The organism is Gluconobacter sp. P1C6_b (assembly GCF_018811945.1).
Classification (GTDB): domain Bacteria; phylum Pseudomonadota; class Alphaproteobacteria; order Acetobacterales; family Acetobacteraceae; genus Gluconobacter.
Window position 1 is genome coordinate 26,000 of sequence record NZ_JACRVU010000029.1, and the last position, 6,245, is coordinate 32,244.

Annotated in this window: 5 protein-coding genes; 4 read left to right on the forward strand and 1 reads right to left on the reverse strand. The window is 56.9% G+C overall.

The window, feature by feature from the left end; genetic code table 11:
* Positions 1–108 precede the first annotated feature (108 nt).
* The 4 genes from KP701_RS14165 to KP701_RS14180 all read left to right on the forward strand — a co-directional run bounded on the left by KP701_RS14165 (position 109) and on the right by KP701_RS14180 (position 5,982).
* Positions 109–807 (forward strand): enoyl-CoA hydratase/isomerase family protein, encoded by a 699-nt coding sequence (locus KP701_RS14165; protein WP_215747601.1) that lies wholly within the window; start codon positions 109–111, stop codon positions 805–807.
* Entirely contained in the window at positions 797–2,134 is a 1,338-nt protein-coding gene (locus KP701_RS14170) for an MFS transporter (protein WP_215747602.1), read from the forward strand. The genes KP701_RS14165 and KP701_RS14170 overlap by 11 nt, the downstream gene beginning before the upstream one ends.
* Complete coding sequence (locus KP701_RS14175) at positions 2,131–3,327, forward strand: acyl-CoA dehydrogenase family protein (protein ID WP_215747603.1); 1,197 nt, start codon at positions 2,131–2,133, stop codon at positions 3,325–3,327. The genes KP701_RS14170 and KP701_RS14175 overlap by 4 nt, the downstream gene beginning before the upstream one ends.
* Before the next feature lie 123 nt (positions 3,328–3,450).
* On the forward strand, positions 3,451–5,982 hold the full coding sequence (locus KP701_RS14180; RefSeq protein ID WP_252345646.1) for a TonB-dependent siderophore receptor: 2,532 nt from the start codon (positions 3,451–3,453) through the stop codon (positions 5,980–5,982).
* Between the two features lie 14 nt (positions 5,983–5,996).
* On the opposite strand, the gene KP701_RS14185 is transcribed toward KP701_RS14180, so the two are convergent.
* On the reverse strand, positions 5,997–6,245 hold a 249-nt coding region (locus KP701_RS14185; protein WP_215746999.1), incomplete at its 5' end, for a transposase.

The following is a 6,245-nucleotide window of genomic DNA, read 5'->3' on the forward strand; positions in this document are numbered from 1 at the left end:
CGAATTATGAACCTTAAGATCGAACTGTGAACTTTTTTATATTCCACCTCGATTTCGGTTGCTATGGTAATTTAACGATCAAACCGGATGGTGATTCAGGAAACTACAATGATAAAGAGTGATATATCTGAAGGTGTTCTGACTCTCACTCTTGATCGTCCCGAGCGCCTGAACGCCCTGGACAGCGCAGGGAAGGCGGATCTGGGGCGTGCGTGGCATGAGGCGCTTCGCAATCCCGAGGTCCGGGCGGTTGTCCTGCAGGGGGCCGGAGAACGGGCTTTCTGCGCGGGGTCGGACCTGAAAGAGATCAGTGCCACAGGGCAGGTCGCATCTACGGATGTTCTGGCATCGTGTCTGCCAGGCGTTGCCGAGGATTTCACCAAGCCGGTTGTGGCGGCGCTTCATGGGCATGTCATCGGGCTCGGGATCAGCATCGCCATGTACTGTGATTTCAGGATTGCGGCCCCGACAGCACGTTTCCGTTTTCCCGAAGTCGAGCATGACATGCTCTCCGGTTTCAGTGCGATCGAGCTGCCTTCGCTCATCGGTGAGGCCGCGGCTCTGGATATCATGCTGACGGGGCGTGCGTTCGATGCTGCCGAAGCGCAGAGGCTGGGGCTTGTTTCCACTATTGAAGAGGAGCCGCAGAAGGCTGCCCGCGCACTCGCGTCGCGGCTGGCCGCCATGCCGGTTTCCGCGATGGGATGGAGCAAGCGCCTGCTGCTGGCGGAACGACGCACCCGCCTTGAGCGGCATACGGCGCTGGTGGACCGGGCGCGCAGGGAGGTGGGGGAGCATGAGCGCTGACGGCCTTTCCGACGCGGGACAGAAGCAGCGGGAGGTTTTCAGGCGTATTGCGTGGCGCCTGATGCCGTTCCTTTTCGCGTGCCTGGTTTTCAACTGGCTGGACCGGGTGGCGATCAGCTTTGCGCATCTTCAGTTCCGCAGGGATCTGGGTATTACCGATACGGTTTTCGGGCTTTCGGTCGGGCTGTTTTCCGCCGGATACCTGCTGTGCGAAATTCCAAGCAATCTGGTTCTGGAACGTTTCGGCGCAAGACGGACCCTGACGCGGATCATGATCCTGTGGGGTGGCGTCACGATCGGGATGGCGTTCGTTCAGGGGCCATACAGCCTCTATGTCACGCGCACGCTGCTGGGGATGGCGGAAGCCGGGTTTTTCCCGGGGGTGATCCTGTATCTGACATACTGGTTTCCCGATGCCTACCGGGCGCGGATCACGTCACGTTTCATCATGGCCATTGCCGTTTGCGGCATTGTGGGCGGTCCTGTTTCGACATGGATCATGACGCATCTTGCGGGCGTGGGGGGCTGGCATGGCTGGCAGTGGCTGTTCGTGCTGGATGGTCTGCCACCGGTTCTCGCCGGGCTGATGGCCTATCGCTGGCTTTCCGACCGGCCGGAAGAGGCAAAATGGCTGGGCCCCGAAGAGCGCGAGACAGTTCGGCAGGCTCTCGGGCATGAGAGCGGGATGGGTGGGACGGCGGAAAAACGCTCTCTTCGCGATGCTTTCAGGAACCGGATGCTGTGGGTCCTGTCTCTGAGCTACTGCCTGACGATCATGTGCACCGGGAATGTCGTCAATTTCTGGGTGCCGTCGCTTCTTCGGGCGTCTGGGGTACAGGACCTTCAGAGGCTCGGAAATCTGAGTGCGCTTCCGCATGTCATTGGGATCGTGGTGATGCTGCTGGCTTGCCGGAGCTCGGACAGGCACCGGGAAAGGCGCTGGCATTTTGCCGCGGGCGGGGGGCTGGTCGTGGTGGGCATGCTGCTTCTGCCGTGGTCATTGCATCATGTCGTTCTGACCATGCTGTTTCTGACGCTCATGGTCTGTGGATATCTGATCGCCACCGCGATTTTCTGGAGTATTCCGGCCCTTCTCCTGCCACGTCAGGACCGGGCTGTCGGCCTCGCCTTCATCAACTGCTGTGGTCAGGTGAGCAGCATGCTCACGCCCGTGATGATCGGTTTTCTCCGAAGCCGCCTGGGGGGATTTGAGGCCGCATTGACCGTGGTGAGCCTGCTGGTGGCGCTGGGCGTCCTGATCCTCCTGCGATGTACGACCTCTTTTGCCACGTCCCGTTCTTCTTCCCTGCTGGAGCCGAGTTCATGACTGATTATGCCGATCTTGCCCGACAGCTTGCCCCTGCGATCGCGGCTTCAGCGCCCGGGCGGGATGCGGAGCGCCTTCTGCCATTCGATGTCTTTGACAGGATCCGTTCTTCCGGGCTGGGGGCGGCGCGGGTCCAGAAGGAACTGGGAGGCGGGGACGTCAGTCAGGGTGTTGTTGCCGAGATTTTCATGACGCTGGGGAAGGCTGACCCGAATGTGGCCCAGGGGCTGTTCCCTCATTTCATGAATATCGAGCAGCTGCGTCTGATGGCGTCTCCTGAAATGCAGGCGCGCTATCTCGCAAAAATCGGGGAAGGGCAGCTGAGTTCGGGCGCTGTTGCCGAGCGTGGAGGTGGCTTTCGGGGCGAAATCCATACGCATGTCTCGCAGGCTGAGGGACGCAAGAAGCTTCAGGGGAGCAAGTTTTACAGTACTGGATGCTTGTTCGCCGATTTCATCAAGGTTCAGGCCGTGGATGAGGACAGGCGAGCGCTCTATGTCATGTTGCCCAAGGATGCGGACGGGCTCGTTCTGAAGGACGACTGGGACGGCATGGGGCAGCGCGTGACCGCCAGTGGCACCAGTGAGTTCCATGACATCGTCCTGTCGGACGAGCAGATCATTCCGATCCATCACTGGTCGGGCCGGAGAAGCTATGTGGGGGCTGCCGCGCAGCTGATCCATTGCGCCATTGATATTGGTATCGGGCTCGCCGTGATGGAAGACGCCATATACTGGGCGAAAAACCATACCCGTCCCCTGCGTGAAAGCGGGGTCAGCAAGGCCAGCGAAGATCCGTATATCCTTTATGCGATCGGTGAAATGTCCACGCGCATCCGGGGGGCGGAAGCGCTGGTGCGGCGGGCTGCGGAGCATGTCGAACTGGCGTGTCGGGCGCAGCTTGAGGATTCACGGCAGGGGTGTTTTGCCACGGAAGAAACGGAGCGTCTTCTGGTCCAGTCTTCCATCAGCACGGCCGAAGCCAAGATCGCCTCTACCGATGCCGCGCTCTACGTCTCTCAGCGCATGTATGATGTGGGAGGGGCGGCCACGACGCAGAAGCGGTTCAATTATGACCGGCACTGGCGGAACGCCCGGACGCATACGACGCATGACAGTGTTGCCTACAAGTACAAGGCGATCGGGAACTACCTGCTGAACGACGCGCCTCCTCCTATTACGTTTACGTATTGAAAAAACTCTCTCCTGTGCCCAAAGGCACATTTCCCACCTAATAAAACTATATAATATAGTTTTATATAAGAAGGTCACTTTGCTATGGTTGTTAAAGAGCTTTCAGCAAAGAAATACATTCCTTTGCTGGTTTTTGTTTCGACCCTTCCGTCTTCGGTGCTGGCCGCTGAGGACAGGGGCGAGAAAAATGATGCTGGCAAAAAGGTGGAAACCAGCGTTTCTCACCGCCATGCGCTGCCGGTACGCAGTCATCAGCGTCCGAAAGATGCGCGGCCAGCTCGTGCAACGCTGCCGCGCCCGGTTCTGGAGACCATCTCGGTACTCGGGCGGCAGGAAGATCCTGTGCTGTCTCCCTCCACCAGACGCCACAGCACAGTCAACGTGCAGGTGGTGAGTTCCGAGGAAATCGTGAGGACGGGGGAGAGCAATGCGATGGCAGCGCTTGAACAGCTTGTGCCTTCGGTCAGTTCTCCCTCGTTCAGCGGTGTCGGTTCCAACCGTTTTATCCGGACCATGCAGCTGCGAAACCTGTCAGCCGACCAGACGCTCATTCTCGTCAATGGAAAGCGGCGCCATCTGACGTCCAATTTTAATGCCAATGCCGGCCCCAATTCCGGGACCGAACCTGCGGATCTGTCCCTGATTCCGCTCAGTGCAATCGATCATATCGAGGTCATTACTGAGGGCGCATCCGCCCTTTATGGACAGGATGCGATCGCGGGCGCCGTCAATATCGTGCTCAAGCACAACACCAGTGGTGGTTCGATCAATTTCGTAGACAGCGGGTATTATGCCGGCGACGGGGTCGGGGTGAACGGCTACGGGGATTATGCGTTCAAGTTGGGGAAAAGCGGCGGTTATCTTGATCTTGCCGCTCAGGTTTCCAACCAGCTGCCGACCAACCGGTCCGGTCCCTACACCGGGACCATGTATTTTCCCCTGGCCGATGGCAGTGTCGATCCGAGGCAGACCAAGGCGGGCCGTGATTATAACCGGCTCGAGGGCCTGGGTCATACGACCATGGAGACGGTTTCGGCAAATGGTGCCATTCCGCTGACGGATAAGATCCGGGCTTACATGACATCGACCTATGCGCATCGGACCGTTGAAAACCAGGTGACTTTCAGGAATCAGGCCAACAACAATACGGTCCGGGCCCTTTATCCGGATGGTTTCATTCCCTTGATGGGCATGAGCGAGAATGATTTTCAGGTGAATGGCGGTGTGCAGGGTACGACTGCCGGCTGGAACTGGGATGGGTATGTCACGTATGGACGGGATAACGAGAGCTATACGACGCTGAATTCCGATAATCCGACATTCGGTCTGGCCAGTAAAACCAATTTCTACGACGGATCGGATATCGCGACCCAGCTTGTTGCCGGGTTCAAGGCATCACGCAATTTCCATCCCTCGTTTCTGTCCGGTCCCCTTCTTGTGGAATTCGGCGGTGAATACCGGCATGATACGTTTCAGCTGACGGCCGGTGAATATCAGTCATGGGCGGATGGCGGCGTGACAGTTCTTGACGGTCCGAATGTCGGTGCTCTTGCGACACCGGGAGCCTCCGGTCATATCGGTGCGTCTCCTGATACGGCCAGCAATACAGCGCGTGATACTTTTGATGGTCACGTCAATCTTTCATTTCATATTATTCCGAAATGGGAATGGACGCTTGGTGGTCATGCCGTGAATTATTCGAATCTTGTCACGACCGAAACGGGCTCCATTGGAACGCGATACGACTTCAACAGGCACTGGGCCATCCGTGCCAATATCAATACCGGCTACCGCCCTCCGACACTGGGGCAGGAGAATTATTTTTATACGTCCACTTTCCCGACCTATACGTTTGCGCAGCTCCCGACGACGAGTGCCGCGGCCAAGGCATTGGGAGGCGGAAACCTGAAAGGTGAGTATTCCCGGAGTTACAGTATAGGGATTGATGCGCATCCGATTGATAATCTGACCGTAACCGCCAATCTTTACCGGATTGCGATCAATGACCGTATGGCAAACTCGACGCAGTTTGGCGGAACGGCGGTAGAGAGTCTGCTCAGCACTCTGGGTCTGAATGGTATCCGCTATGTTCAGTATTATACGAACCCCGTTAATACCGTCACCAATGGTGGAGACGTTAACGTCTCATACAATATTGACCTTCATCATTATGGACGCTGGCTGTTCTCGGTGGGCGTAAATTTTGCGGATACGGAAATCAGCCATTTTAATAGCGCTCCGGCTCAGCTGGTGGCTCTGAATCAGGCATATTTTGATGCCTACGCCCAGAATACCCTGCTCCATTCAGCGCCAAAAAACAGGGAAACGCTTGGAATTACCTGGAACCTGAAGAAATGGACCGTTGCGTTTCAGGAGCAGCGTTATGGAGAACTGACCTATATCGCCAATCCGAGCCTTGCTTCAAAGGACTGGACCGTTGTGAAGCCAGGTTACATTACAAATCTGACGGTTGGATATGATATCAGCCCCAGATGGTCTGTCAGTGTAGGGGCGCAGAATCTGTTCAATAAATATCCAGGACAGGTTTCCAAGGTCGCGCAGGCTTCTTCAAGCGGGGCGTTCAAGTACCCGTATTATTCGGCTTACGGTTTCATGGGCGGATATTATTTTGCGAAAATCAGTTTTCATCTCTGAGGATGAGACACTGGCTAGGCCGTGTTGACAAAAGATCCAATCCAGAGCCTCGCGGCGGCGAGGTTGAGAAAGCTCATGAAAGACAGGACGGTCTTGTCGTAGCGGGTTGCGATGCGGCGCATCTGCTTGAGCCTGTTGAACATCCGCTCGATGCGGTTACGGTCCTGGTAGCGCCGCCAGTCTGTTTTCTGCGGCGCACTTCGGCCTTTGCGTGATGGAATAATCGGCAGGATCCCGTAGAGCAGTAGGTCCTGGCGGAAACT